21 protein-coding genes are annotated in these 26,442 nt (G+C 47.7%); 5 read left to right on the plus strand and 16 right to left on the minus strand.

The window, feature by feature from the left end:
* Window positions 1-7 precede the first annotated feature (7 nt).
* From hypF to argC, 15 genes are all read right to left on the minus strand, one after another.
* Window positions 8-2,380 (minus strand): carbamoyltransferase HypF, encoded by a 2,373-nt coding sequence (hypF, locus tag LI091_RS09490; protein WP_265191105.1) that lies wholly within the window; start codon window positions 2,378-2,380, stop codon window positions 8-10.
* A 78-nt stretch (window positions 2,381-2,458) separates the two neighbouring features.
* Window positions 2,459-3,496, minus strand: coding sequence for a nitrogenase component 1 (locus LI091_RS09495; protein WP_173739778.1), 1,038 nt, complete (start codon window positions 3,494-3,496; stop codon window positions 2,459-2,461).
* Complete coding sequence (locus tag LI091_RS09500) at window positions 3,493-4,797, minus strand: nitrogenase component 1 (protein WP_265191107.1); 1,305 nt, start codon at window positions 4,795-4,797, stop codon at window positions 3,493-3,495. The genes LI091_RS09495 and LI091_RS09500 overlap by 4 nt, the downstream gene beginning before the upstream one ends.
* Window positions 4,794-5,567 carry a nitrogenase iron protein NifH gene (locus tag LI091_RS09505; RefSeq protein WP_265191108.1) on the minus strand — a complete coding sequence of 258 codons (774 nt, stop codon included), beginning with the start codon at window positions 5,565-5,567 and terminating at the stop codon, window positions 4,794-4,796. Before LI091_RS09505 ends, LI091_RS09500 begins: the two co-directional genes overlap by 4 nt.
* Before the next feature lie 471 nt (window positions 5,568-6,038).
* Complete coding sequence (locus LI091_RS09510; RefSeq protein ID WP_265191109.1) at window positions 6,039-6,395, minus strand: heavy-metal-associated domain-containing protein; 357 nt, start codon at window positions 6,393-6,395, stop codon at window positions 6,039-6,041.
* 18 nt (window positions 6,396-6,413) lie between these two features.
* On the minus strand, window positions 6,414-6,761 hold the full coding sequence (locus LI091_RS09515) for a FeoB-associated Cys-rich membrane protein (protein WP_015525996.1): 348 nt from the start codon (window positions 6,759-6,761) through the stop codon (window positions 6,414-6,416).
* A 72-nt stretch (window positions 6,762-6,833) separates the two neighbouring features.
* Window positions 6,834-9,017: a ferrous iron transport protein B gene (feoB, locus tag LI091_RS09520; RefSeq protein WP_265191111.1), complete on the minus strand. Its 2,184-nt coding sequence runs from the start codon at window positions 9,015-9,017 to the stop codon at window positions 6,834-6,836.
* 58 nt (window positions 9,018-9,075) lie between these two features.
* Window positions 9,076-9,294: a FeoA family protein gene (locus LI091_RS09525; RefSeq protein ID WP_015525998.1), complete on the minus strand. Its 219-nt coding sequence runs from the start codon at window positions 9,292-9,294 to the stop codon at window positions 9,076-9,078.
* A gap of 103 nt (window positions 9,295-9,397) precedes the next feature.
* Window positions 9,398-9,610 (minus strand): FeoA family protein, encoded by a 213-nt coding sequence (locus tag LI091_RS09530; protein WP_015525999.1) that lies wholly within the window; start codon window positions 9,608-9,610, stop codon window positions 9,398-9,400.
* 301 nt (window positions 9,611-9,911) lie between these two features.
* Window positions 9,912-10,916 (minus strand): cytidylate kinase-like family protein, encoded by a 1,005-nt coding sequence (locus LI091_RS09535; protein ID WP_022426396.1) that lies wholly within the window; start codon window positions 10,914-10,916, stop codon window positions 9,912-9,914.
* Between the two features lie 15 nt (window positions 10,917-10,931).
* On the minus strand, window positions 10,932-12,371 hold the full coding sequence (locus LI091_RS09540; RefSeq protein WP_265191112.1) for a sodium:proton antiporter: 1,440 nt from the start codon (window positions 12,369-12,371) through the stop codon (window positions 10,932-10,934).
* 300 nt (window positions 12,372-12,671) lie between these two features.
* On the minus strand, window positions 12,672-13,862 hold the full coding sequence (locus tag LI091_RS09545; protein WP_265191114.1) for an aspartate aminotransferase family protein: 1,191 nt from the start codon (window positions 13,860-13,862) through the stop codon (window positions 12,672-12,674).
* Window positions 13,849-14,745, minus strand: coding sequence for an acetylglutamate kinase (gene argB / locus LI091_RS09550; RefSeq protein ID WP_022426393.1), 897 nt, complete (start codon window positions 14,743-14,745; stop codon window positions 13,849-13,851). Before argB ends, LI091_RS09545 begins: the two co-directional genes overlap by 14 nt.
* A gap of 694 nt (window positions 14,746-15,439) precedes the next feature.
* Window positions 15,440-16,663, minus strand: a complete 1,224-nt coding sequence (argJ, locus tag LI091_RS09555; protein ID WP_059086792.1) for a bifunctional glutamate N-acetyltransferase/amino-acid acetyltransferase ArgJ — start codon at window positions 16,661-16,663, stop codon at window positions 15,440-15,442.
* Window positions 16,664-16,764: 101 nt separating this feature from the next.
* Entirely contained in the window at window positions 16,765-17,805 is a 1,041-nt protein-coding gene (argC, locus tag LI091_RS09560) for an N-acetyl-gamma-glutamyl-phosphate reductase (protein ID WP_015526006.1), read from the minus strand.
* A 528-nt stretch (window positions 17,806-18,333) separates the two neighbouring features.
* On the opposite strand from argC, the gene LI091_RS09565 reads away from it, so the two are divergent.
* Window positions 18,334-19,566, plus strand: coding sequence for an argininosuccinate synthase (locus tag LI091_RS09565; RefSeq protein WP_015526007.1), 1,233 nt, complete (start codon window positions 18,334-18,336; stop codon window positions 19,564-19,566).
* Between the two features lie 139 nt (window positions 19,567-19,705).
* On the plus strand, window positions 19,706-20,650 hold the full coding sequence (locus tag LI091_RS09570; RefSeq protein ID WP_442860779.1) for a DMT family transporter: 945 nt from the start codon (window positions 19,706-19,708) through the stop codon (window positions 20,648-20,650).
* 54 nt (window positions 20,651-20,704) lie between these two features.
* On the opposite strand, the gene LI091_RS09575 is transcribed toward LI091_RS09570, so the two are convergent.
* The gene (locus tag LI091_RS09575) at window positions 20,705-21,094 is read right to left on the minus strand and encodes a metal-dependent transcriptional regulator (protein ID WP_161209400.1); all 390 of its coding nucleotides are present in this window, start codon (window positions 21,092-21,094) and stop codon (window positions 20,705-20,707) included.
* A 262-nt stretch (window positions 21,095-21,356) separates the two neighbouring features.
* On the opposite strand from LI091_RS09575, the gene LI091_RS09580 reads away from it, so the two are divergent.
* From LI091_RS09580 to LI091_RS09590, 3 genes are all read left to right on the plus strand, one after another.
* On the plus strand, window positions 21,357-23,108 hold the full coding sequence (locus LI091_RS09580) for an ABC transporter ATP-binding protein (RefSeq protein ID WP_265191116.1): 1,752 nt from the start codon (window positions 21,357-21,359) through the stop codon (window positions 23,106-23,108).
* An 11-nt stretch (window positions 23,109-23,119) separates the two neighbouring features.
* On the plus strand, window positions 23,120-25,006 hold the full coding sequence (locus LI091_RS09585; RefSeq protein WP_265191121.1) for an ABC transporter ATP-binding protein: 1,887 nt from the start codon (window positions 23,120-23,122) through the stop codon (window positions 25,004-25,006).
* Between the two features lie 299 nt (window positions 25,007-25,305).
* Window positions 25,306-26,352 carry a transglutaminase domain-containing protein gene (locus LI091_RS09590; RefSeq protein ID WP_265191117.1) on the plus strand — a complete coding sequence of 349 codons (1,047 nt, stop codon included), beginning with the start codon at window positions 25,306-25,308 and terminating at the stop codon, window positions 26,350-26,352.
* Window positions 26,353-26,442: the final 90 nt, after the last annotated feature.

Genomic DNA, 26,442 nt, shown 5'->3' on the forward strand with positions numbered 1-26,442 from the left:
TCTATATTTATCTGTATCGCTGCACATAAGCCATCCCATACACCGCCTGTCCCAGTGCGATCCCTCCGTCATTCGGTGGGATCAGGCTGTGCTTCAGAACTTTAAACCCCATTTCCGTAAGGCCGTCATCTACCAGCTCCAGAAGCAGCCGGTTCTGAAAGACACCGCCACTTAATGCCACTTTCCGGATTCCGGTCTGCCGCTCTGCTTCCTCACAGGCTGCAAGGATCTCATCTGCCAGTGCCCGGTGAAATCCATAAGCCAGCTTCCCGGGATCCTCTCCTGCAAGCCTTGCCCGGACCAGATATGCAACGATCTCACCTGTATTTAAAATAAATTTTCGTTCATCTTCAGACGCTTCTGAGATGCCTGTACTTTCCGGAATGTCTTCCTTTTCTGACATCCGTATCTTCAGATTTTCTTCCGGATTTTTCTTCTGCATCTCCCGCTGCTTTCTCCAGGCCTCCGCCGCAAATTCCAGTGCTGTGGACGCTTCTCCCTCAAAGGTGGACGCTCTCCGGATCCCCAGGATCGCACTGACTCCGTCAAAAAGTCTTCCTGCACTGGTGGAAGTCACGGCATTGATCTTCCGCTGTGCCATAGTCACCAGTACCTTTGCTTCCTGATCTGTGCAAAGTCCCAGTTTACGGACAGTATCCAGGGTTTTTTCCAGATTTCCCATATTCTGCCAGATCAGGGAAACGGCGATCCGCCAGCCTTCTTTTGCGGAAATATCTCCGCCAACCTGGACAAAGGGTTCTATACTTCCAAGCCTTGTAAATCCTTGACAGTCTGCAACCAGGAGCTCTCCACCCCAGATGGTTCCATCGGTTCCATAGCCTGTTCCGTCAAAGGAAACCCCTATCACCTTTTCTTCGCAGTCATTTTCTGCCATGCAGGATAAAATGTGTGCATAATGATGCTGCACCCTCAGAACCGGAAGCCCTAGCTCCTCTGCCACCACTGTGGAATTATATTTAGGGTGAAGATCACAGACCACTACCTCCGGCTGCACCTCCAGAAGTGTTTCCAACCGCCCGATCGTTTCCTTCAGGGCTTTTACCGTTCGAAGATCCTCAAGATCTCCCACATAAGGGGAAGGATAAAAACGGTTATCCACACCAATGCAGAAGGTGTTCTTAAGTTCTCCACCTGCTGCGATCACCTGGCCCTTCCAGGGTGTGGAGACCATAAACGGAAGAGGCGCATACCCGCGGGAACGGCGGATCATATAGGGTTCACCCTTATAGAAATCCATCACCGAATCGTCGGCCCGGATACGTATCTTCCTGTTGTGGGAAAGAATGCAGTCACAGAGATGGGAAAGCTCCTCTGCCGCCTCCTCATCATCTCTGCAGATCGGCGCCCCGGAAGTATTTCCGCTGGTCATTACCAGAAGCCCGGGCATCCGGATCCCATCATCGTAATGAAAAAGAAGCAGCTGAACCGGTGCATAGGGAAGCATGACACCCACCTTGGGATTCCCGGGTGCAATGCTCTCACAAAGCCTCGTTTCTCCCGGCAGCTTATCCAACAGCAGGATCGGCTTTTGATGACCGGTAAGGATCTTCTCCTGTTCCCCGCTGACCTTACAAATCTTCTTCACAGCTTCCATATCCTGTGCCATCACTGCAAAAGGCTTCACCGGACGCCGTTTCCGCTGCCGCAGCCGCTGTACAGCCTCCTCACTGGTAGCATCACAGCAAAGGTGAAAACCACCGATCCCTTTGATGGCCACGATTCCGCCGGAAGCAATGATCTTCCTTGTATAAGTGATAGCCTCCCGTCCCCGTTCCTTTCTTCCCGCCAGGTATACCTCAGGGCCACAGTCATTACAGCACACCGGCTGGGCATCATAGCGTCTGGTATCCGGGTTATGGTACTCATCCGCACAGGAGGGACACATGGGAAATTCCTTCATACTGGTCCGTTCACGGTCATAAGGAAGCGAATCCAGGATCGTCAGTCTCGGACCGCAGCAGGTACAGTTGATAAAGGGATGCAGATACCGCCTGTTTTCCGGATCAAACATCTCCGCCTTACATTCATCGCAGATCGCGATATCCGGGGAAACAAAGATTTCCCCCTTTGTCTTCTCACTTTCGATGATATCAAACTGTGTAAATTTCTCCGGATCCTCCACCGGTTCTTCAAGAAGCTTCAGGATAGCGGCACGCTTCGGTGGCTTATTCCCGATATCTGCGATAAAGGCATCCACATCCTGCTGCTTACCCTGAGCAAAAATCTCCACATAGGGTCCTTTATTGGACACACTGCCACGGATTCCTCTTGCCATAGCATGACGGCTCACCGTAGGGCGAAATCCCACTCCCTGTACGATCCCGTAAACACGGATCATTTTCGTAATTTCCCGCTCCATATGTTTCTCCATTCCCTGCAGCTATTTCCACTGATCCGGCTGCAGCATGCATGTAACTTTATGTCCTGCCCTTATGGTCTACCTGCATTTTCCGGATACCGCAAAATGCACTGTATCCACAAACACTCCTGAAAAAGCCTTTGTCATCCGCTTCATACATGGGTCTGCAAAGATCACGTCATATCCGCCCTTCTCTGCCAGTTCCATGTAATCTTCCTCATCCCTTAATGACACATCGCCCTCCTCCAGGAGATCTTTTTCCATGGAAAACCAGCTTGCCACGGTGAGCTCTCCGTCCGCACCACGTTTCCGTAGCTCCTCTCTTATGGAACCGGCCATCACCTGCTGCTGCACGATGAGAATCTTTTTTCCTGTATAATCCATATCAGGAACCAGCTCTTCCGCCAGAGGATATCCCACCTCATAAGGTGTTCCGAAGGTTTTCTCCAGATATCTGGCACATTCCAGTGCCGCAGGAGAAACCACGATATTTTTTTCCACAGAGGAGGCTTTTTTTACCTCATCAAGCCCGTCTCCCATTCCGTAGCAGACTGCTCTCTGTCCTCTGGCACGGAATTTTTCACGGATCTTGTCTGCTGCTTTCAGGTCACTGACATCCTGAGGTGTCATTCCGAGAACTCCTGTCTTACCAGCCTCCACAGGCAGCTTTTCCCGGGCAAAGGCTTTAAAAAGCTCCAGATAAGCCTTCCGCTCTCCCGCATCATAAAGCTCCATTCCGTTGGTATTTACTGCAAGCACCGGAAGATCTGTTTTCTTCTCGCACATCCGCCGCAGTGCCTGATGATCCGTTCCGATCACAGCAGGTACCGGTGTTCCGATAATGGCTGCAAAGCCTGCCTCCACCTTTACTGCTGCATCCACAAGCTTGGCAACCAGGCGGTCATCCCGTCCCAGGATGGCATCCATATCCCGAAGTCCTGCACTGAATACCGCGCTTTTCTGTTCAAACCATCTTGGTTCATCAAAGCCGCAGACATTTCCCGCACATCCTCCTGCATCACAGATCACGATGATACCGCCAAGCTCATACAGCACTGACACAGCTCCGGACTGATCCGGTGCAAAAGGTGTCAGATATTTCCGAAGTCCTCTCATACCTTTTCTCCCTTCTGCAAAACTTTCTCTGTCAGTGTCTCAAACAGCCTGCGTACCCCTGCATAGCCATAGGGCTGCCGGTCCTGATTCCACACGGCATTTGGCTGATCCCGGTGATAATATCCTGCATCCTTTCCTATAGTAAGGTTCACTCCGCTCCCGGACGGATCGTAATACAGCATGGTGGGTTCCATATTGGAAAAAACCTTTGTATCCGGACTCAATTCCGCAAGATGCCGTATGTATACAAAATTCTCGGCTGTGATAGTTCCGTAGATCTCCGGCACCCGGAAACCATACCGCACCAGGGCCAGGGCCAACTCAAAGGAATCTCCGTTCATGCACTCCCCTACTGCAAAGGACGCATCCGGACAGACCTCCCGGAATCGCTCCACTGCCTCTTCTGCTGCTTTTTTATACACTTCCTGATCAAAAGAGACTCCAAGAACCTGTCCCAAGGCACGATACTGATTTTCGATCTTATCTGTCTGGTAGAGCCTCCGAAGCTCAATAAAAGGAATCTTCAGCCGGGCATGAAAATCCTCCGCTGCAAACCTTGCTTCCGGATGAAGCACCAGATTAAAATTGGCCTGTGACATGGTCTGATATTCTTCATAATCCTTACATCTTGAGATTTCATGGATGGTCTTTACGCCTGCCTGCTGCAGCAGCTCATACATCTCGCAGTCATCAACCAGCGGCGAAAAAAAGCCCAGAAGATTGACCACATTTCCCTTTTTCTTCTGTGGCTCAAGGAGGGAGTATAAGGACTGGCGCACATGGACCATAGGCGGCTTTCTGCCCTCACGTGTCAGTGCGTACATGTAACAGGGGCGCACCGGAATATCCACCTTTTCCTCTGCCTTCCGGCAGACACGTTCCATATCCGTTCCCAGAAGTGCATCCACACAGGTGATACAGATCATCACCACAGACGGCTTCTTCTCACAGCAGTCGCAGATCTCTTTTACCGCTTTCGGGATCTTTTTCAGGTGACGGCCTGTAACAATATCCGTCTCGTCCATCATCAGATAAAAAAATCGATCATTGTACTCCGGCATGGAGCTGATAAGAGAAGTATTTCTTCCGCAGCATCCCGGTGCCACGATCAGCATAATGGAATCCGGCACTGCAAGCCCGGCCCGCTTTACGCCAAAGCCCTCCGCTCCCGGAGAGTTAAATGCCAGAGTTGCCGGAGAGCTGTAGATCAGATGCTTCCCGGAGATCATCTGCGGAGGGATCGCTTCCAGCCCGCCCCGGGCCAGTTCTTCTGCAGTTGCAAAATATGCTTCCTTTTTCATATATCCTCCTTCTCCGCTTCTTCACTTTCCAATAGCTTCCTCGCCAGTGCAAAAAATTTCTCACTGATCTCAGAATTCTCATCTCCCTCGATCACCGTTTTGCCCTGATCCTCCCATCGGATGATCTCGTCACTTCTCGGGATCTCACCCACGACCGGGATATTATTTTTTTTTGCAAAAGCATTTACTTTTTCCGTTTCATTCTCCACATTCCTGTGATTCAGCACGATTCCGAAGATTCTCGCATAGCTTCGATCCTCAAAATTCCGCACAGCACTGGAAATATTATTGGCTGCATAGAGTGCCATTTTCTCTCCGGATGTGACAATGAGTACTTTTTCCGCATAGCCCTCCCGGATCGGTGCCGCAAAACCGCCGCATACTACATCTCCAAGAACATCGTAAAGCACTACATCCGGCTTCCAGGTCTCAAAAAGCTTCAGATCCTCCAGAAGCTGAAAGGTTGCGATGATACCTCTGCCTGCACAGCCAAGTCCCGGCGTGGGGCCGCCGGTCTCAATGCAGAGGACTCCACCAAAGCCCTCCTTTGAAATATCCTCCAGCTTTTCCGGCTCCTCATCCTCTTCCCGCATATAATTCATTACCGGCCGCAGAGGTTCTCCCCCAAGAAGATTGATGGTGGAATCCGCCTTGGGATCACAACCGATCTGGATCACTCTCTTCCCCATGGCTGCAAAAGCCGCCGCCAGGTTGGACGTCACTGTAGACTTTCCGATACCGCCCTTTCCGTATACTGCTACCTTCAGCATAAAATCCTCCCTAATTCATTCTGTCCGCTCCCGCAGATATTTTTCATAAAAAAAGCTCTTTCACGTACAAGGTGAAAGAGTCCCGTATTCCGCTCACAAAACAAAGTCAAGCGGATATTCGCGATCCGCATTTGCTGCTTGTTCATAACCGAATAACTGCTTCGCAGCTGATTCGGTTAAGCTGTGCCGGATGAACAACGATTCCTGCTCGGATATTCCTTGCCGTCAAAGTCTGTTTCCTGCTGTATTTTGTTTTAATGCCTCATCCGGATAGAAAGAAAATATTTCGTTCCGTCTGAATTTTTCTATTTTTATTATACAATGGTGTACATTAGTGAGTCAATTGCAACTCTGACTTTTTATACAAAAAAAAGACCCCAAGGCGAAATATTTTTAAGCATTTCGCCGAGAAGTCTCTTCTCTGATCTGCCGGCTCAGAAGCCGCGGCAAAGTTATTCTTATGATAAAGCTTTACTGGATAGAAACTACGTGATATCCTCTGTCTTCCACTACCTTCTTAAGCTCTTCGTTGGAGATCTCTCTGTCGTAGGAAACCACTGCCTCACCTTTTTTCAGGCTTACTTTTGCTGCCGCACCGTCAATGCGGTTGATCGCTCTTGTGACGCTGGCCACACAGTTCTCACAGTGCATGCCTGTGATCTTCATGGTTTTCTCACCCAGCTTGGTTCCATCCAGCCTCTTCTTCGGGATCTCCGGCTTGCTGCCGCCTCCGCAGCAGGCGCCTTCGCCCTTCAGATGTTTATATGCGCCTTTTCCGGCAAACAGCATAATGATGATAACAACGATGACAACAATTGTATTTGCCATGATTTCTTTCCCTCCTGGTTACTTATGCATTCCACTGCAGCCGGAGCAGCCGGAACAATGACCGGAGCAGCTGCCGCCACAGCCACCTGTACGTGTGTTACCGGCACAGCCGACACAGCTGAGCCCCTGTTTCTTTCTTGAATAGAGATAACTGACCACAAATACGCCATATGCGATCACCAGTGCCAGTACAATAATATCCGCTATCATACTCATATCTGTCACCCTTTCTTTCGCTGTACAGCCTGTGAACTGCTGCCAGCCTCTGATGAATACTTTTGTAAAAAAACTTCCATATTTCTTCAGGCTTATTATAGCACAGAAGACCAGGTATTTACATCCCCGGTCTCCTGCATTTCTTATCATTTCAGCTGTTCTTACAGCATCATTTCAAAGCTATCATATGTACCGGATCGTTACTGTATGACCGGTTTTCAATTACTCTGCTGCCTGTACAGATCTCTTTGTAACGTCGTTCTGGTTCTTGTACGGATCTGGTCTGAACAGAAGGAAGAGCAGGATCGCTACAAGGATCAGCGCTACGATCGTTCCAATTCCGAAGGAACCGGCACCTGTGACAACAAGACCGATCTGGTATACACAAAGTGTTACAACATAAGCAAAAATGTTCTGGAAGAAAATTGCAAACCAGAACCATTTTCTGGACTGCATCTCATGTGCCATTGTAGAAATAGCTGCAAGGCACGGAGAATCAAGCAGGTTGAACAGCAGGAAAGAAAATGCTGCTACTGCTGTCGGGAACCATGCTTTGATCGCTGCACCAACGATCATGGTATCCTCTGCATCATCACCAGCTACGTTTGCAAGAACACCCATTGTACTTACGATGGACTCTTTTGCGGAGAATCCGGAGATGGAGGCTGCAACCGGCTGCCATTTGCCAAATCCAAGAGGAGCAAAGATCGGAGCAAGGATACCGCCAAGGATAGCCATGATACTGTCATTGCTGTCCTCAACAAATCCGATTCCGCTTCCTGTATTTCCGATACTGGAAAGGATCCACATGATAACGGTTGCAAGGAAAAGAATGGTACCGGCTTTGATGATGAAGCCTTTCAGTCTCTCCCAAACATGAAGCAGAACTGTCTTTACAGACGGAATGTGATACTGTGGAAGCTCCATTACGAACGGAGCAGGTTTACCGGAGAAAGGTTTTGTTTTCTTCAGGATGATCGCAGCTACAAGAACTGCTACAACACCGATGAAGTACATCAGTGGTGTGATGAAACCAGCAGCTACATAGTCACCGGTTGCATAAGCGGTCATGATACCACCCATAAGGGCGATAACAGGAAGCTTGGCACCACATGGGATAAATGTTGCTGTCATGATCGTCAGACGACGGTCATTATCTGCCTCGATCGTTTTGGAAGCCATGATTCCAGGGATTCCACAGCCGGAGGAGATAAGAAGCGGGATAAAGCTCTTTCCGGAAAGTCCGAAATGACGGAATACACGGTCCATGACGAACGCGATACGAACCATGTAACCGCAATCCTCAAGGATGGAAAGGAACAGGAACAGGATCGCCATCTGCGGAACGAATCCAAGCACTGCACCAAGACCACCGATGATACCATCTGATACAAGGCTTACCAGCCAGTCAGCAACACCGGCATTGCCGAGTCCATCCGATACAACACTCTGGATGGTTCCCACAAAGCTGTCGTTTGTCCAGTCTGTTACCATGGTACCAACTGTTGTTACCGATACATAATAAACGATAAACATGGTAAGGATAAAGATCGGAAGACCGAGAATACGGTTTGTTACGATACGGTCGATCTTATCGGAAACTGTCATCTTATTTCCGCTTCTCTTAACGTTTGCAGAAACAACCTTCTGGATGTACTGATATCTTCCATCCGTTACGATACTCTCTGTATCATCATCCTCTGCCTTCTCAAGCTCAGAAGCAATCTCCTCGATTCTGGACTGTGCAGAAGCCGGAAGGTTCAGACCTTCTTTTACCTTGCTGTCTCTCTCAAGAAGCTTTACTGCATACCATCTCTTGTTCTCCTCAGCGATGTTTGCAGGAACAAATCCCTCGATCTCATTTACAGCTTTTTCTACTGCTTTCGGAAATTCCATCTGCTTCGATGGTACTCTGTGCTGGTTCGCACATTTGATCGCCTCATCAACAACCTCTTTAAGGCCTGTTCCTTTAAGAGCAGAGGTCTCAACGATCGGGCATCCAAGCGCGGCGCTTAAGCCTTTTACATTGATATGGATGTTGTTCTTTTTCAGAAGATCCACCATATTAAGAGCGATAACAACCGGGATACCGATCTCAAGAAGCTGGGTTGCAAGATACAGGTTTCTCTCGATGTTTGTTGCATCCACAAGATCGATGATCACATCCGGTTTCTCTTTCAGAAGGTAATCACGGCTGACAACCTCCTCAAGTGTATACGGGGAAAGTGAATAGATACCCGGAAGGTCTGTTACCGTTACATCCTTCTGGTTTTTCAGCTTACCCTCTTTTTTCTCTACAGTAACACCTGGCCAGTTACCAACGTACTGGTTTGCGCCTGTAAGAGCATTGAACATTGTAGTCTTACCACAGTTCGGGTTTCCGGCAAGAGCTATTGTTACAGACATTTTGCATCCTCCTTTTTTCAGGTCAGAGCCTGACGCTCTGTCATTTTTCGAAGCTTATTTACTTTACTTCCACACATGCTGCGTCATGCTTACGCAGGGAAAGCTCATAACCTCTGATGGTGATCTCAACCGGATCTCCAAGAGGAGCTACCTTTCGGATATAAACCTCGCTGCCTTTTGTGATTCCCATATCCATGATACGGCGCTTGTAAGCCGGGTCGCCGGTGATCTTGGAAACAACTACTGTAGAACCTACTGCTGCATCACGTAAAGTCATTTCTCTTTTCCTCCCTGTTCATATTCCAATTCCTAATCTATCCTCAACTGCGCCTTCCGCAGTTTGGGGCAAATCCACTACCGGTCACTGCCGCACAGTCCGGTCACACCATAATGTGTCTGGCCATTTCCTTATTGACTGCTACTCTGGAATCCTTGACATTTACGATCAGATTGCCGTCAAACTGAGAAATAACTGTCACTTCCGCATTCTCAACAAAACCAAGGCCTGCAAGAAATCTTCTTGTATCCTCCGCTCCGGAAATACGCTTGATCGTGCCAGTATCACCTGACTGTAAAAATAAAATCGGCTGCATGGAATCCCTCCGTTTCTTTCTATTAATTAACTCAGTCTAATTAGTCAGCCCTAACTCATAGGTTAGTTTATACTAAGTTTTTTCGAATGTCAATCCCCTAAATGAAAAAAGTTAATCAAGATTAAGTTTTTATAAACAACATATAAAAAAAGTTCCTGCATTCTGAGGTATTTCTGTCTGGCAGAAGGTTACCTCAGAATGCAGGAACTCTGTTCTGATTCTTTTTCTGTTTGCAGCCTGTTAAGCTAAAAACCCCTTCCGGAACTTTTTCTTTCTTCCGTGCTGCTCATATTTTTATCTCTTAGTGGATCTGATCATTCAAAAGCTTCAGGATCAGATTCTCCGTTTCATTGATTCCGTAGCTTGCACTGTTGATACAAAGATCGTAGTTATCCGGCTTGCCCCACTGAGCTCCGCCGTAAAAATTGTAATACCGTCTGTGCTGGCTGTCCATCTTCTTCAGGAAACGGACGGCCTGCTTCATATTCATCTTCCGTACATCCATAACATGCTGCACACGGATAGCAAAAGGAGCTGTGATAAACAGACTGATATGCGGAATGTGGTTGTTCTTGAGGATCGCATCCGCACACCTTCCCATAATGATGCAGTCCTCTTTTGAGGCCAGATCGCAGATCAGGTCACTCATGTTAAAGAATACCGCATCCTGTTTCGGAAGACCATGGTAACGGTTGAATTCCCGGAACCAGCCCTTGGGATCAAATTTATGCTTCTTCTCATATTTATTGAAATCCGCAAAATATTCCGCATCGTTGACCGCGCCCTTTTCCGCCTCAAGGCGCCTTAATACCTGATCAAAGATCTCCACATCATAATAGTTGATCCGAAGCTTGTCTGCCAGTCCGAAACCGATATCATTACCGGCACTTCCCTGTGTACGGCTGATGCAGATGACCAGATGGTCATTCTCAGAGATTTTTTCCCTGCGCTTGATCATATGATTCAGCGCCACACGTTCCTTATCCATGATATCCGTAGCAACAAAAGTCTCCGGCAGCGTCAGGATCTCCTGAAAGATCTCATCATATTTCTTCATGAGACGGCTTTTTTCTTCTTTATCCTTGATGGTCCTGGCCATGTTGCTGATCAGTGCCATCTCGCTTCGAAGAAGATGTCCGTCCGGTTTGGTATACATCAGAGCACTTAAGTTCCGGATAGTGCCTTCTCTGTCACCGGTGAAGGTACGTCCAAGGGAAGATCCTACGCTTTCATAAACCTCGCCATCCAGTTCATAAAGTCTGGTGGCAAGCTCTCTGCATTTCTCTCGAATGTTATTATCCTGCATATTGATCCTCCTCCCTTATAAAAAGAATACCAGCATATCGATGATGAACACCGGTACCAGGAAACAAATGGACCATGCCATATATCCGAAGAAGGACGGCATGTTGATACCATTTTCGTCAGAAAGTGTCTTGACCATAAAGTTCGGAGCATTGCCGATATATGTATTGGCGCCCATAAATACAGCACCGCAGGAAATCGCAGAAAGAAGCTTTACAGGAACCGTTCCCAGCGTTGTTGCGATTCCGTTTGTAAATCCGAGAGTTCCCGCTGTTGTCAGAAATACCAGATAGGTCGGTGTATTATCCAGGAAGCTGGACAAAGCTCCGGTCGCCCAGAACATCTGGTACGGCTCGGTGATACCGAGCTTCGGTCCTACTGCTTTCAGAAGCATCAGGGCCGGCTGCATGGTGATAAAAATACCGATGAAAAGTACTGCAACCTCCTTGATCGCACCCCAGGTAAAATGGTTCCGCACACGGATCCTTTTATCCGTTGTTTTAAAGGACAGAAATGCAGCTGCCAGGATCAGGACGATCTCAATGATCGACGGGAAGCTTAAAGTAACCTCACCGAAAATATGAATCCCCTTTACATTTCCGGCCGCATCCTGGAATGCAGGCATACCGGGAAGCATTCCGCTTAAGATAACACCCACAACGATCATCACAAGAAAGATGATATTATGAAGACCCTCGATCTTAAACTCGGTACCCGGTTTGCTGATATCCGGTTTACGTCCCTCTGAGATATCCTTCTTGTAAGAGCGCATATCCAGATGATAGAACACAAACAGAAGGATCACCATATTAAAGATCAGTACCGGAAAAAGATGCAGGCTCCAGAAAAACGGAACTCCTCGCATGAAGCCCATCAGAAGCGGCGGATCACCGATCGGTGTCAGGCAGCCACCCATGTTGGATACCATAAAGATGAAAAAAATCATAATATGACCCTTTCTCTTTCTCCAGGAATTCATTTTGATCACCGGACGGACCATCAGCATGCTGGCTCCGGTAGTTCCGATACAGCTGGAAAGCAGGGTTCCCAGTGCAAGAAGTCCTACATTTACTCTTGGTGAGCCCGCAAAATCACCCTCAACTGTAATGTTACCGGATACACAGAACAGTCCGAATAACAGGATGATAAATGTAAGATAGTCATTGATCACGCACTCAAGTACTGTTTCCGCAGTTTTTCCGGCACCGTAAACAACTGCAAACGGAATGATCATAAGAACGATCCAGAATGCAACCACAACGGGCTGATGTGACTCCCACCACTCACCCTTTACCAGCGGCATCACTGCAACACACAGAAGAAGGCCCGCAAAAGGGATACAAAGCCACACCGGCACACCAGATCCTGTCCCACCGTTTCCGGCTGCCCATACACCCACAGGACATGCCAGAAATACTGTCAGAAAAGTACACATGACGGTTAATAATTTTTTCAAAATTTTCACCCCTCACATAAATTTTTTTACCAGTGAAATTATAACATATGGCGTTCTAAAATCAACTGTGTAGATGTGCAATTTATACTCGAACCCTCTCTCTTTTTTGTGCATTTTGTCGGTGTATCATAGCAGTTTTTGTTTGTTTTCAAACACACGACCAGATTTTCGGATACTGTTTTCTATATCTGTTATATAATTTATATACATTGTCTCTCTGACAAAAAAGCAGCCGTATTCTCTATCGGCACACTGCCCATTCCGGAAAATACTGCTGCTTTTGTATCTGTTATTTTTTTATTATTCCATACACTCGTCAAGGATCTCTGCCATCTTGTCGATATCCTCTTTTGTGATCACAAGAGGAGGAACAAGGCGGAGAACATCACTTCCTGCTGAGATCACCAGAAGACCCTTTGCAAGAGCTTTTTTCACCACGTCTCCTACCGGACGTCCCTTGATCACGATACCCTGCATGAAGCCTTTGCCTCTTCTTGTTTCTGCACAGTCATGCTTTGCAACCAGTTCGTCCAGCTTCTCCTCAAAATACGGAGTAAGTCCCTGCACATGGGAAAGGATCTGATCTTTTTCAAAAATGTCAAATACCTTGCTGACGGCTGCACATACGAAGGGATTTCCACCGTAAGTGGTTCCGTGGTCGCCTGGCTTCAGGGAGGCTGCAGCTGCTTTTTTGTTCAGCACAAAAGCACCTACCGGAACTCCACAGCCAAGTGCTTTGGCACAGGTCATGATATCCGGCTGTACTCCATATGCCTGCCATGCAAAATAATGTCCGGTACGTCCCATACCGCACTGGATCTCGTCCAGGATCAGAATGATATCCTTCTCATCACAAAGCTTACGTAAGCCTTCCAGGAACTCTTTTGTAGCCGGATAAATACCTCCTTCTCCCTGTACGGTCTCGGTGATGATGGCACAGGTCTTATCTGTGATCTGAGCCTTTACACTCTCAAGATCATTGAAATCTGCAAATTTCACCCCACCCATCAGAGGCTCAAAGGGTTCTCTGTAATGTGCATTGCCTGTCACGGAAAGAGCGCCGATGCTGCGGCCGTGGAAGGAATGGTTCATGGCAATGATCTCATGGTCTGCATGGCCATCTCTTTCGTAGGCATATTTCTTGGCAGCCTTCAGAGCACCCTCAATGGCCTCTGTACCACTGTTTGTGAAGAAGGCCTTTTCCATATGGCTTGCCTGTACAAGTTTGGCACCCGCCTCAATGATCGGCTCATTGTAGTACATGTTGGAAATATGCATCAGCTTGTCGATCTGGGATTTCAGTGCTTCGTCATAGCCCGGATAATGATAGCCCAGGGCATTTACTGCGATACCTGCCGCAAAATCCAGATATTCCTTTCCTTCGGAATCATAGAGGTAACAACCATCGCCTTTTTCAAAAACTACCGGAAAACGGTTATATGTATGAAGAATACTGGCTTCAGATTCTTCCATCTGTTCATTCATGCTCATTGTAATATTTCTCCCCATCATCTTTTAAAATTGCAGTACCAATACCTTTGTTTGTAAAGATCTCAAGCAGTAAGCTGTGCGGGATCCTTCCATCCAGGATATGAACTCTGTTTACACCATGCTCGATAGCGTCGATACAGTTTTTCAGCTTCGGGATCATACCGCCGCCCACAGTACCATCTGAGATCAGATTCTCAGCCTCATCTACACGAAGCTCGGAGATCAGAGTGGAGGGATCATCTGCATCCCTGTAAACGCCCTCAATATCGGACAGGAAGGCAAGCTTCTCTGCCTCAACTGCCTCTGCAATGGCGCAGGCTGCATCGTCCGCATTGATATTGTAGGAATCAAAATTTTCGTCAAAGCCGATCGGGAATACGATCGGAAGGAAATCTCTTTCCAGAAGGTCATGAAGGATCTTCGGATTAACCTTTGTAACCTCACCTACGTAGCCGATGTCTTCGCCTTTGGAAAGCTTCTTTTTGCACTGGAGAAGACCGCCGTCCTTACCGCTGACACCTACAGCCTGTACGCCGAGAGATTCTACCAGAGTAACAAGCTCCTTGTTTACTTTTGCAAGAACCATCTCTGCGATCTCCATAGTGTCTTTGTCCGTTACACGGAGACCGTTTACAAAATGCGGCTCCATGCCGACTTTACCGACCCAGCGGCTGATTTCCTTGCCGCCGCCGTGAACAATGATCGGTTTGAAACCGACTAATTTCAGAAGGACTGCGTCCTTGATGACGTTACGCTTTAATTCTTCATCAAGCATGGCGCTTCCGCCGTATTTGATGACTACGATCTTGCGGTTGAACCGCTGGATGTATGGCAGGGCTTCTATGAGAACCTCTGCTTTGTCAAGATATTTCTGATTTACCATGTGGGTGTCTCCTTTTTTTGAAAAATGATATGGATTGAAAAAGGTTTTGTTGTTGTATGTTGGAGGGATTTCTTTTTTATTATAATTTTGTCTCAGCTGACAGCTGTGGATTTGCGAGGAGGGGAAGCACTCGGAGTTCCGAAGGCCGTTTCCCCTCCTCGCGCTCCTCCCCTCCGGCCACGGGGAACGGGCTATTGCCCGCGTTGCGGGCAAAGCGCTTGCTGCGGACAGGCTGCTGTAGGCAACCGCCTCCGACGCGCTTTCGCCGAAGGCGAATAGCTCGTCAGTCTGCCTTCGGCGACTGACGTTTAACCCGACATAACTTCCGGGCTCCCGCTCTGAGGTTCCTCACGTTCGTCACTCAGTTTTCATCAACTGAAGTTCTACACGCCTCAACTTCCAGGCTCCCGCACTGCGGGTTCTCACGTTCGTCACTCAGTCTTCGTCGACTACACCTCAACACGCCTCAACTTCCGGGCTCCCGCACTACGGATTCTCACGTTCGTCACTCAGTTTTCGTCGACTGAAGTTCTACATGCCACAGCCAAGCGTGCCCAACGGAGGGGGTTCTTAGGGGGAGCGTGCGGGCTTCGCAACTTTGAGCTCGCTCCCCCTAAGGGTTTTCTCAGCTTACAAACTGAAACAAAACTACAACTAAAATCCACCATAAAAAACATTCTACAAAGCTCTTACATCAAGAACGATAATCCGCATTGATCTTTATGTAATCATAGGTGAGGTCGCATCCCCACGCAGTTGCGGATGCATCTCCCATCTTCATATCCGCGATGGCTGTCACTGCCTCTTCTGAGAGGATCTTAGTTGCTTCCTCTTCGCTGTAGCCTGTAGAAACTCCATTTTCAATGATCTTGATCTTTCCTGCTTTGCTCTCAAAGTAGAGATCTACCTTTTCCGGATCGAACTGGACGCCGGAGTAGCCGAGGGCGCAGAGGATTCTTCCCCAGTTTGCGTCGTGGCCGTAGATGGCTGCCTTTGTTAAGGAAGAGGTTACTACGGATTTACTTAAGGTTACGGCTTCTGCCTTGGTGGCTGCGCCGATGACCTTGACCTCGAAGAGTGCAGTTGCGCCTTCTCCGTCACCTGCGATCTTTTTGGCAAGGGTTGTGTTTACGTAGTTAAGAGCCTTTTTGAACTCTTCATAATCTGTGTTTTTCTCTGTGATCTTCGGATTGCCGGCCTGGCCGTTTGCAAGGAGGAGGACGGTGTCGTTTGTGGAGGTATCTCCGTCAACGGATACCATGTTGTAGGTGTCCTTGATATCCTCGCTGAGTGCTTCCTGAAGAAGTTCCTTTGAGATATCCACATCACTGGTGATAAATCCAAGCATCGTGCACATGTTGGGGTGGATCATTCCGGAGCCCTTGCACATACCGCCTACCGTTACAGTTTTTCCACCGATCTCGATCTCTACCGCTGCCTCTTTCTTCTCGGTATCTGTTGTCATGATGGCTTTTGCTGCCTCAAGGCCTGCCTCGCGGCTTCCCTCAAGCTTCGGTGCCATGGCTTTTACTCCGTTTGCGATACGGTCGATGGGAAGCTGCATTCCGATGACACCTGTGGATGCTACCAGTACGCTGTCTTCCGGGATCCCAAGGCTTTCGGATGCTGCCTTGGCTGTTTCCCTGCAATAGCCGAATCCTTCCTCGCCGGTACATGCGTTGGCGATTCCGCTGTTGCAGATCACAGCTCTTGCACCCGGGTGGTTGTATACAATGTCCTGATCCCATCTTACAGGAGCTGCTTTTACCACATTGGTCGTGAAGGTTCCTGCAGCCACACAGGGAACCTCACTGAATACCATGGCCATATCGGTACGGCCTTTATATTTGATCTCTGCTGCAGTTGACGCTGCCTTAAAACCTTTTGCGGCTGTAACGCCGCCGTCGATGATCTTCATATTATATATCTCCTCTCAATGGTGATGCCGGATCGAATATCGCAGTTCATTCGTTTAAAGTCCTTCGGCATCCCCCATATTTTATTTGTGATCTGCCTGTTTTACGGACACATCGGAATCTGTTTCAGTCCTTCGTTCTCGTCAAATCCAAACATCAGGTTCATGTTCTGAACAGCCTGTCCTGCTGCACCCTTTACCAGGTTGTCGATAGCGCCCATCATGATGACTCTCTTTGTTCTCGGATCGATCTTGAAGTTCACGTCCACAAAATTGCTGCCTTCTACATTTCTTGTCTGCGGGCATACATCCTTGTTCAGGACACGTACAAAGAACTCGTCTTTATAATATTTGTCATAGGCTGCTTTTACTTCCTCATAGGTAACATCCTTGGTCAGGGAGGCATATGCTGTTACCAGGATTCCACGGTTCATCGGAACAAGATGCGGGGTAAAGTTGATCATCACTTCCTGTCCGCATGCATATCCAAGCTGATCCTCGATTTCCGGTGTATGTCTGTGTGTGGCAACACCGTAAGCTTTGATGCTCTCGTTTACCTCACAGTAGAGATTCGGAACCTTGGCTCCTCTTCCTGCTCCGGAGGTTCCGGACTTGGCATCAATGATAATGGTATTCGGATCAATGAGGCCTTCCTTTAACAGCGGATAAATAGACAGTGTGGAGCATGTCGGATAGCATCCCGGGTTGGCGATCAGCCTTGCATTCTTAATATCCTCACGGTTAATCTCGCAGAGGCCATAAACAGCTTCCTCGATAAACTGCGGAGCCTTATGCTCGATTCCGTACCACTTCTCATATTTTTTCACATCTTTAATACGGAAATCTGCGCTTAAGTCGATCACCTTACATTTGGAAAGGATTTCTTCATTAATAAGGGATGCACAAAGGCCCTGTGGTGTTGCGGTAAAGATCACATCCACCTCATCTGCAAGTGCAGCCATGTTGTCATCCATACATTTGGCATCCACCAGCCTGAAAAAATTCTGATAAATATCTGCATACTGCTGATCTATGTAGCTTCGGGAGCCGAACCATTTGATCTCAACGTCCTTGTGTCCAAGAAGAAGTCTTACGATCTCATTTCCTGCGTATCCTGTCGCACCGATAATTCCTGCTTTAATCATCTTTCACATTCCTCCTCTGCCGTTTTCCTACGGCTTAATACACACTGCAGAAGCGCTTGCTATTCTTATTTATGCCTCTTTTTTATGTCTTCTGATATCTGAACCTTCTGCACAGGTCAGACGGACATCTTAAACCAGTCTGTACTGCCAGCTCGTATGTCCATCTTATCAATGGATAGATTATACATCTTCTCTGCATATTATGCAATAGTCATTTTCTTTGATTTTTCACGGTCTTTTCTGTTTTTCCTGTATTTTCTTATAATACCGCCTACTTTTAGATGTATTTTTATGCAAATTTTTTTTCATATTTTTCAAATTATCTCTTGCATATTTATAAAATCTGGTGTATATTAAGCCATGTCGACAGGACAGCCGAAAATTTTGTTTTGTTGTACATGAATATTTATTCACTCTGGTAAAGTTATAAAACAGCATAATTTTTTTCCAGATAACGTAAAAAAATTCACCGTCCCGGAAATGTCCGGAGCGATACAAAATCAAAAAAATCCCAGGAGGACATATATTATGAAAGAAAAAGTTGTTTTAGCGTATTCCGGTGGTCTTGATACCACAGCCCTGATCCCGTGGCTGAAAGAAACCTTTGATTATGACGTTGTTTGCTGCTGTGTAAACTGCGGACAGGGAAACGAGCTGGACGGTCTTGAAGAGAGAGCAAAAATGTCCGGTGCTTCCAAATTATATATCGAGGATATCGTCGATGAGTTCTGCGATGACTTCATCATGCCGTGTGTAGAGGCTGGTGCTGTATACGAGCATTCCTATCTTCTCGGAACTTCCATGGCTCGTCCGGTCATTGCCAAGAAGCTGGTTGAGATCGCACGTAAAGAGGGTGCCGTTGCTATCTGCCACGGTGCTACCGGTAAAGGAAATGACCAGATCCGTTTCGAGCTTGGCATCAAGGCTCTCGCTCCGGACATCAAGATCATTGCTCCATGGCGTATGACCGATCTGTGGACCATGCAGTCCCGTGAAGATGAGATCGAGTTCTGTAAGGCTCATGGCATCACTCTTCCATTTGATGCAAGCCACAGCTACAGCCGTGACAGAAACCTCTGGCACATCAGCCATGAGGGACTTGAGCTTGAGGATCCATCCCAGGCTCCGAACTATGATGACATGCTTGTATTAAGTGTAACACCGGAGAAGGCTCCGGATAAAGAAACCGAGATCACCATGACATTCGAGCAGGGTGTTCCGAAAACACTCAACGGAAAAGCAATGAAGGTTTCCGAGATCATCACAGAGCTGAACAAGCTTGGCGGTGAGAACGGCATCGGTATCGTTGATATTGTTGAGAACCGTGTTGTTGGTATGAAATCCCGTGGCGTTTATGAAACTCCTGGCGGAACGATCCTGATGGCAGCACATGACCAGCTTGAGGAGCTGATCCTTGACCGTGAGACAATGGAAGCCAAGAAAAAGCTTGGCAGCCAGTTTGCACAGGTTGTTTACGAAGGAAAATGGTACACACCTCTCCGTGAGGCTATCCAGGCATTTGTTGAGTCCACTCAGAAATATGTTACCGGTGAGGTTAAATTCAAGCTTTACAAAGGAAACATCATCAAGAATGGTACAACCTCTCCGTACAGCCTTTACAATGAGTCTCTTGCTTCCTTCACAACCGGTGATATGTATGATCATCATGATGCAGACGGATTCATCACTCTGTTCGGTCTGCCGCTGAAGGTTCGTGCCATGAAGCTTGCAGAAGTTAAGAATAACCAGAATCAGAACTAATTTTGTTGGACATTGTTCCGACAGATCATAAGAATGCCCCGGGAAGCTATATAAGTTCCCCGGGGTCTTTTGTTATATACTGCTTTGATCACATAATACCTAATAAACGAAAGGATTTTTTATCATGAACTCACAGAAAATGCCTCTGAAAAATTCTCTCTGTCTGCTTCTGGCCGCAACGATCTGGGGAATCGCCTTTGTTGCCCAGAGTGTGGGCATGGAATATGTTGGCCCCTTCACCTTCAACGGCGTCCGTTCCCTGATCGGCGCCGCTGTCCTGGTTCCGGTGCTCTTTATCCTGAACCGTTCCGGAAATAAATCCTCTGCTGCCACAGACTCCGCAATACCGGAATCCTCATCAACACCTTCAGAAAAAGCGGTATCCCCCACGCCATATAACAGCCGTGACCTGTGGCTGGGCGGCATTGCCTGCGGATTTGCTCTTTTTGCTGCCAGCAGCTTCCAGCAGTTTGGTATCCAGTACACAACAGTAGGAAAAGCCGGCTTCATCACCGCCTGTTACATTGTCATCGTCCCGATCATCGGAATTTTCCTGAAAAAGAAATGCAGTCCCTTTATATGGGCAGCCGTTGTCATGGCACTGGTCGGACTTTATCTTCTCTGCATCACAGACGGATTTTCCATTGGCCTCGGAGATATTCTGGTGCTGGTATGTGCTTTTCTCTTTTCCCTGCACATTCTGGTGATTGACTATTTTTCCCCGAAGGCAGACGGTGTAAAGCTTTCCTGTATCCAGTTTCTTGTCTGCGGGATCCTGTCCATGATCCCGGCACTTATTCTGGAACATCCGCAGATTTCTTCCATTCTCACTGCCTGGCTGCCGATCCTGTATGCTGGTGTGATGTCCTGCGGTATTGCCTACACCCTGCAGGTCGTAGGCCAGAAAAATGTGAATCCCACCGTTGCTTCTCTGATTCTTTCTCTTGAATCCTGCATCTCCGTGCTTGCAGGCTGGGTGCTCCTGGATCAGAAGCTTTCCATAAAAGAGCTCCTTGGATGTGTCATCATGTTTGCATCCATCATCCTGGCCCAGCTGCCGGAAAAAGAAAAAGAAAATAAATAAAAAACAGGCAGCCGGTTTGGTATTTTACCTTCCGGCTGCCTGTCTGCATGTTTCTTATTCTGCTGTTTCTTCCTTCTTAATGAAATTATTATAATGTGCCTTGATCTTCTCAAAGCTCTCCTGGCTGATGTCGTGCTCCATCTTGCAGGCATCCTCCATTGCGATCTCTGCCGGAACCCCAAGTCCCTCCAGCATCCTGGCAAGAACAATGTGACGCTCATAAATCTGATTGGCGATCTCCGCCCCCTTCTCCAGAAGTGTCACGGTACCGTAACGGTCCATAGCAATATAACCATCCTCACGAAGAAGCTTCATTGCGTGACTGACGCTTGGCTTGGAAACACCAAGTCTGGTCGCAATATCAATGGAACGAACTCCTCCTCCTTTTTTGGATAAAACCAGAATTGATTCAAGATAATCCTCCGCTGACTGTCTGATCTCCATATAAAATCCTCCCTGCAAAAATTTAACTCTATATAGACCCTCTAAAGGGACCTGAAGCCCATTCTTTCCCTGTTCTACAGGCGAATATTAACTTTTAATATACCGCTTAAAGGATGTTGTGTCAAGCATTTCGCACATGTTTATCTTGACATTAAAAATAATTTCCCCGATAATAGTAGCTGAACAATATATCTGTTCTATAGCAGCCCGGAATCCTTTCCAGTAGTGCTGTCTTTTGAACAGTAAAGAAAGGAGATTTTTTATGCTCAAAACCCTTCTGGCCCAGGTCAGGGAGTTTAAAAAGGCATCGTTTCTCACGCCTTTTTTCATGATCCTGGAAGTTCTCTTTGAGACTCTGATCCCCCTGGCCATGGCTTCCATCATTGATAAGGGTGTGGAAGCCGGAAATATCGGCCATATCTATCGGATGGGTGCAGTTATGGTAGCTCTTGCCCTGTGCGGACTCTGGTCCGGCGTCATGGGAGGAAAATACGGAGCACTGGCCTCCACAGGCTTTGCCAGAAACCTCCGAAAAGCCATGTACACCAACATCCAGACCTTTTCTTTTTCCAACATCGACAAATACAGCACTGCCGGCCTGATCACCCGTCTTACCACAGATGTGACCAACCTGCAGAACGCCTATCAGATGATCCTTCGTATGTGTACCCGTGCACCGGCCAGTCTGATCTGTGCCATGGTCATGGCATTTCTTATCAACGCAAAGCTTGCAAGCATCTACCTTGTCGCTGTTATCTTCCTGGGAGGCTGTCTGATCTTTATCATGCAGAAGGCCACTGTATACTTCCAGGCCGTATTCCGTAAATACGACGACCTGAACGCAAGTGTCCAGGAAAACATCGGCGCTGTACGCGTTGTCAAGGCCTATGTCCGCGAAGACTACGAGATCAGCAAATTCCAGAAAGCCTGCAACAAAGTATACGAAATGTTCTTAAGTGCTGAGAAGATCGTTGTCATGAACATGCCCCTGATGCAGTTTACCGTTTATGCCTGTATCCTGGGGATCAGCTGGCTCGGCGCCAAAATGATCGTAGGCAGCTCCCTTACTACCGGTGAGCTTATGAGCCTTCTCACCTACTGCATGAACATTCTCATGAGCCTTATGATGCTTTCCATGGTTTTTGTTATGGTGACAATGAGTATTGCCAGCGCAGAGCGTGTTACGGAAGTCATCAATGATACTGCTGACATCACAGATCCGGAGGATCCGGTAACAGATGTCCCAGACGGAAGTATCGTCTTCGATCATGTAAATTTCAGCTATAAGAAAGACAGTCAGGAACCCGTTCTGAAGGATATCAATCTCTCGATCCGCTCCGGCGAGACCATAGGGATCATCGGCGGTACCGGAAGTGCAAAATCCAGCCTTGTCAACCTGATCAGCCGTCTTTATGACGTAACGGATGGTTCTGTTTCCGTAGGAGGCATCGATGTCCGTAAATACCATCTGGAATCTCTCAGAAATCAGGTTTCCGTTGTTCTTCAGAAGAATGTGCTCTTCTCAGGAACCATTCTGGAAAACCTCCGATGGGGTGACAAAAATGCCACTGAGGAGGAATGCTGCCGCGCATGCCAGCTTGCCTGTGCCGATGATTTCATCGAAAAAATGCCGGACAAATACAATACCTTCATTGAACAGGGCGGCTCCAATGTTTCCGGAGGCCAGAAGCAACGTCTCTGTATTGCCCGCGCTCTTCTGAAGAAGCCGAAGATACTGATCCTGGATGACTCCACCAGTGCGGTAGATACTGCCACAGACGCAAGGATCCGCCGTGCCTTTGCCGAGGAGATCCCGGATACCACCAAGCTGATCATCGCACAGCGTGTTTCCAGCATCCAGAACGCGGACCGGATCATCGTTATGGATAACGGTGAGATCAACGGTTTTGGTACCCACGAGGAGCTTCTTAAGACTAACGCCATTTATCAGGAAGTATTTCATTCACAGACCGGCGGCGCCGGTGATTTTGACGAGGGAGGTGAACCGGCTTGAAAAAACAGAACATGAAAGGCCCGGGCGGTCCTGGCCCAAGGGGTATGGGAACACCGGAGCAGCCGGGAAAGCTTCTGGGACGCCTTGCCCGTTATATCTTTAAAAACTACAGTATCCATATCGTGATCGTGGTGATCTGCATTTTTGTCAGTGTTCTTGCCAATGTACAGGGAACTATGTTCATGAAAACCCTGATCGACCAGTATATCACACCGCTTCTCTCAGCAGATACACCGGATTTCGGGCCTCTGGCTGCAGCCATCGCACGTGTGGCATGCTTTTACGCCATTGGTGTTATTGCCACCTATACTTATAACCGTATCATGATCAATGTTTCCCAGGGAACCTTACGTAACCTCCGAAACGATATGTTTGCAACGATGGAAACGCTTCCCATCAAATATTTTGACACTCACGCACACGGCGATATCATGTCCATCTACACCAACGACATTGATACCCTGCGCCAGATGATCAGCCAGAGCTTTCCGCAGCTGCTTTCCAGTGTGATCACCATCGTCAGTGTTCTTGTAAGTATGCTGATCCTGAATGTTCCGCTTACTGTAGTTACCCTGCTTATGGTTGCCATTATGATGACTGCCAGCCGGAAGCTTGCGGGCTTAAGCGGAAAATATTTCCTGGAGCAGCAGACCAACCTTGGTATTGTCAATGGTTATATCGAAGAGATGATGGAGGGTCAGAAGGTTGTCAAGGTCTTCTGCCATGAGGACGAAAGCATCCGGAAATTCGATGAACTGAACGACCAGCTTTTCACCAGCGCAGACAATGCAAACCGTTTTGCCAACATCCTGATGCCTGTGGTCGCACAGCTTGGAAATGGCAGCTATGTGATCTGCGCCATGGTGGGCGGTATCCTTGCTATCAACGGCATCGGCAGCTTCACACTTGGCGGGCTTGCCAGCTTCCTGACCTTCAATAAGAGCTTCAACATGCCTATCAACCAGGTCAGCCAGCAGTTCAACAGTATTGTTATGGCTCTTGCAGGTGCAAAACGTATCTTTGATCTTCTGGATGAAAAACCGGAAGTGGATGAAGGCTACGTTACTCTCGTCAATGCAAAAGAGGAAAACGGTGTTCTTACCGAATCCGACAAACGTACCGGCCGCTGGGCATGGAAGCATTTCCACAAAGCTGAGGGTACCACTGATTATATCGAGCTGAAGGGTGATATGGTCCTGGAGGATGTAGACTTTGGTTATAATTCCAACAAGATCGTTCTCCATGACATCAACATGTATGCACAGCCAGGCCAGAAGATCGCTTTTGTAGGCTCCACCGGCGCCGGAAAAACCACCATTACCAATCTTCTGAACCGTTTTTACGACATTCAGAAGGGTAAGATCCGTTATGACGGCATCAACATCACCAAGATCAAAAAAGATGATCTCAGACGCTCCATGGGCATCGTTCTTCAGGATACCAACCTGTTCACAGCAACCGTTATGGAAAATATCCGCTACGGAAAGCTGGATGCCACAGATGAGGAGGTTATCGCAGCAGCAAAGCTTGCTAACGCCGACGGTTTCATCCGCAGGCTTCCGCAGGGTTATAATACCCTTCTCCGCGGAAACGGTGCAAACTTAAGTCAGGGCCAGCGACAGCTTCTCTCCATTGCCCGTGCAGCCGTTGCAGACCCGCCCGTCCTGATCCTGGACGAGGCCACCAGCTCCATTGATACCCGTACCGAAAAGCTTGTACAGGATGGTATGGATAAGCTGATGGAAGGCAGGACGACCTTTGTGATCGCCCACAGACTTTCCACAGTACGCAACAGTGACTGCATCATGGTCCTGGAGCAGGGACACATCATCGAGCGTGGTTCCCACGAGGAGCTGCTTGCACAGAAGGGCCGGTATTATCAGCTGTATAACGGCTGATCCAGGCTCACAGTTATTTTCAATCTAAAATATTCAATGTTACTGTTCACTCCGTTCTCAGTAACACGCTTCGCGATGCACAGAATTTATGCTGATCGCATAAATTCGCGCGGTATGTCTCGGGTTTTCTGTGACCTTCGCTCACAAAAAACACCTCGCGGGACATTACCAGTGAACAGTAACTATTCAATACAAAAACATGCAGGTTGTATCTTTCACGATAGTCCTGCATGTTTTTTTATGCTATAATCTTTGATTGAAATCTATTTTTCCGGAAAGGAGTCTCCGTATTTTTATATATGAAACAAACTGAAGAATATTACTACGGCAGAATGCCGAAAGATAAACAAAACGTGTACCGTGCAATGCTTCACGGGCTTATGGAGCTTTCCGACGAGTTCCTGATCCCGCAGGTACCAACCACCGATGGAAACTGGCTCTATGATGTATTTTTCCAGCTTCGTCTGGATCACCCGGAGATTTTCTGGGCTGTGGGGTTTAAATACCGTTATTACAAGAACTCGCCAAATCTGATACTGATCCCTGAATATATCTTCGACAAAAATAAAATCCGGGAGCATCAGAAAGCCCTGGGAGCCCGCGTAGACAAGCTTGTGCGCACCGCCATGAAGTTTTCCGAGTGGGATAAGGAAAAATATGTCCATGACTTCATCTGCGAAAATATCCGCTACGACAAGCTGAAAAAGCCATATTCCCACGAGATCATCGGGCCTCTGGGCCATGGTGTCGGTGTCTGCGAGGGAATCGCCAAATCCGTAAAGGTCCTCTGTGATGCCCTTGGTGTATGGTGTATTATCGCCATCTGCGGGAACAATCCGGAAAAAGGGATCAAATACCGTCATACCTGGAACATCGTCCGGATCAACGGACAGTACTATCATCTGGATGCCACCTTCGATAATACTCTGGGCAAAAACGAAGACGGCTTAACCAGTATCCGTTACGATTATTTTAATCTGGATGACAAAAACATCTTCCGTGACCATGAACCACTGATCGCTCCGGCACCTCCCTGCCCGGATGGAAACCACTTTTATTACCGTGAGAAAAAGCTATCCTTCACCAAATTGGAAGACGTATACAAACGTGCCCTCCAGGCCGCAAAAAAAGGCCGCGAATTCACCTTCCACTGGCGAGGCGGATATCTCACCCGTGAAGTCCTCGCAGACCTTGTAGATCAGATCCAGGCCGCAGGAAAGACACGGGACAAAAAAGCCATCATCACACTCAACTGGCCTCAGGCTGTACTTCGATTTCATTTTGTGGAACAGCAGGCGGAAGGGAAGGTGTTTATTGAGGAAGTGAATGAAGGGGAGAAACTGTAACGTCATTTAAGAAATTCGATAGAGTCAAAATGCCACATATCATTATGCATATGTGGCATTTTTCTGTGAATATAATTCTAAAAATTAAAA

The sequence above is a fragment of the Blautia sp. MSK20_18 genome, assembly GCF_020553125.1.
Classification (GTDB): domain Bacteria; phylum Bacillota; class Clostridia; order Lachnospirales; family Lachnospiraceae; genus Blautia_A; species Blautia_A fusiformis.